General features: G+C 65.6%; 4 protein-coding genes. 3 read left to right on the top strand and 1 reads right to left on the bottom strand.

Going from position 1 to position 2682, the window contains the following annotated elements:
- A partial coding sequence (pdxH, locus tag MAXJ12_RS27110; RefSeq protein ID WP_008839306.1) for a pyridoxamine 5'-phosphate oxidase occupies positions 1–507 on the bottom strand: 507 nt, incomplete at its 3' end.
- A gap of 40 nt (positions 508–547) precedes the next feature.
- Here pdxH and MAXJ12_RS27115 point away from each other — a divergent pair.
- From MAXJ12_RS27115 to MAXJ12_RS27125, 3 genes are all read left to right on the top strand, one after another.
- Complete coding sequence (locus MAXJ12_RS27115; protein WP_008839307.1) at positions 548–1009, top strand: RT0821/Lpp0805 family surface protein; 462 nt, start codon at positions 548–550, stop codon at positions 1007–1009.
- Positions 1010–1087: 78 nt separating this feature from the next.
- Positions 1088–2023, top strand: coding sequence for a DnaJ C-terminal domain-containing protein (locus MAXJ12_RS27120; protein WP_008839308.1), 936 nt, complete (start codon positions 1088–1090; stop codon positions 2021–2023).
- An 80-nt stretch (positions 2024–2103) separates the two neighbouring features.
- Positions 2104–2682 (top strand): LysE family translocator (locus MAXJ12_RS27125; protein WP_008839309.1); only part of this gene is annotated, 579 nt, incomplete at its 3' end.

Genomic DNA, 2682 nt, shown 5'->3' on the forward strand with positions numbered 1-2682 from the left:
GATCCGGAAGCCCGACCAGTAGGGCGGGCGCGGGATGTCGCCGAAAGCGTAGCGGGCAGTGTATTCGGCCACCGCTTTTTCGAGCGCGAAGCGGCTTTCGAGCGGGCGCGACTGCTTCGACGCCCAGGCGCCGATTCGGCTGCCGCGCGGCCGCGTCGCATAATAGGCGTCGGCTTCGGCATCGCTGACGATCTCCACCGGCCCGCGCACGCGCACCTGGCGGCGCAGCGACTTCCAGTGGAAGCACATTGCCGCCTTCATCGAGGACAGGATCTCTCGGCCTTTGATGCTTTCGAAATTGGTGTAGAAAACAAAACCCTGCTCGTCGAAACCCTTGAGCAGCACCATGCGGACGTCCGGCATGCCGTTCTCGTCCACGGTCGCCAGCGCGACGGCGCTGGGGTCGTTCGGCTCGCTTTTCACCGCATCGTCGAGCCATTCGGCAAAGAGCCGGAACGGCTCCGCAGCCTCGGTGAAGTCACCGCTTGTTAACTCTGTCTGGCTCATAGTTTCAGCTCGTATTCATCGGGTTCGGGGAGATTGCCGATTGTCGCGCGCCGCGCAAGCGTCTGGAGGCTATTTCCTGCATTCGCTGCGGCGGCAAGGCCTCAATGCGGCGCTTTTGGCGGCCCTGCTGCCGCTCTGCGCCTGCGCGTCGGGCGGCTTCAGTCTCGAAAAGGCCGAGATCGACCGGACCATCCTGACCGGCGATGTTTCGGAACGTGGCGCGCCGATCGCCGACCCGGAGCGCCTTTCCGACGAGGCAACCATCCGCAATGCCGTGTCGTCGGCCGATATGGAACTCGGCGGGGTGCCGCTGCCATGGGCCAATGCCGGCACCGGTTCGCGCGGCACGATCACCGCGCTGGCCGAGCACAAGGACAGGGGCGCGCTTTGCCGGCGCTTCACCACCTCGCGCGAGAGCTTCGACGGCGTCAGCCTTTACCAGGGCGAGGTCTGTATGGTCGCGCCCGGTGCATGGCGGATGGAGTCCTTCAAAGCCTTGTAAGGTCGCCAGCGGCACTGGAATCTCTTCCTACGCAGGCGCATATAGTGCGCACAATCTGAATTTTTGCAGGCAGGAAGCATGCGCGATCCGTATGAAGTTTTGGGCGTTGCGAAGAACGCATCGGCCAAGGACATAAAATCGGCCTTCCGGAAGCTCGCCAAGAAGCACCATCCGGACCAGAATCCCGATCCGAAATCCAAGGACCAGTTCGCAGCCGCGAGCCAGGCCTACGAGATTCTCGGCGACGAGAAGAGTCGCGCGGCGTTCGACCGCGGCGAAATCGACGCTTCAGGCAAGCCGCGCTTCCAGGGTTTCGAAGGCCGTCCGGGGGGCCCGGGCGGCGATCCTTTTGCGGGTTTCCGGCGGCAACAGGGACCTGGCGGCGCTCGCTTCGAGTTCAGGACCAGCGCGCCGGGCGGCGATCCCTTCGGCGGCGCCGACATATTCTCCGAACTCTTCGGCGAGGCTTTTTCGCAACGGCCGGGCGCAAGCCCCGGCGCGGGGATGGGCGCCGGCATGAGGCGGCAGGCGGCTGATCTCAACGCCACGCTCGACGTAAGCATCGAGGAGGCGGCGACTGCGGCCAAGGTCAATGCGATGTTCCCCGACGGGCGCAAGCTCGCGGTGAAGCTGCCGCGCTATGTCGAGGACGGCCAGACGATCCGGCTGAAAGGGCAGGGCGAGCAGGGTCCGGGCGAGCCGGGCGATGCTCTGGTGAAGATCCGCTTCCGCCGCCACCCTCGCTACCGCGTCGAGGGCCGCAATCTTCACGCTGACCTGCCCGTTTCTCTAGCCGACGCTGTGCTCGGCGCAAAAGTGCCGGTCGAGACGCCGACTGGCCGACTGTCGCTCAGCGTGCCGCCCTGGTCGAGTTCCGACAAGGTTCTGCGCCTCAAGGGCCGCGGCCTGCCGGAAAAAATCGGCGGCAACGCCGATCTTTATGCGCATGTCCGCATCATGCTGCCCGAGCACGGGGACGAGGAACTGGAAGCGCTGATGAAGAAGCGCACGTGACGCACCGGGCGCGCGGCAGAACAAAACACCCGCGACGGCGTTTGGCGAGTTACTGCTGACCAAGCGGAGCCGTGACGGCCATGCCGGATTTCGCCACCTATCTCGCTTTCCTCGCTGCCGTGCTTGCCTATCAGTTGTCCGGCCCCGGTCCCGATATGCTGCTCGTCATGAGTCGCGGCGTCGGACAGGGTCGTCGCGCGGCGCTTTCGACGGCGCTCGGCTGCGTCGCGGCCGGAGTGATCCAGATTCCGCTGCTCGCGCTCGGCCTTGCCTCGCTTGTCGCGTCGTCGCCGGTGGCCTACGAGGTACTGCGCTGGGCGGGAGCCGCCTACCTGATCTGTCTCGGGGTCGGCCTTTTGCTTCCACGCCGGAATGCGGCACACGTGGAGAGCGTGGTCGACCCGACACCCGGCGTCGCATGGGGCTCGGCATTCCGGCAGGGCATGGTCTGCAATCTGACCAATCCCACGGTGCTGACATTCATGCTGGCCATCCTGCCGCAATTCGTCGATCCCTCGTCCGGTCCGGCTGGACTGCAACTGCTGGTTTTGGGGGCTACTATGAAGGGCACCGGCCTGCTGACGCTCGGGTCGGTCGCTCTGGCCTCCGGTGCGGTAGGCGGCTGGCTCTCCCGCCACAGCCGGTTGCTGGGATGGCAG

Source organism: Mesorhizobium alhagi CCNWXJ12-2, assembly GCF_000236565.1.
Taxonomy (GTDB): Bacteria; Pseudomonadota; Alphaproteobacteria; order Rhizobiales; family Rhizobiaceae; genus Allomesorhizobium; species Allomesorhizobium alhagi.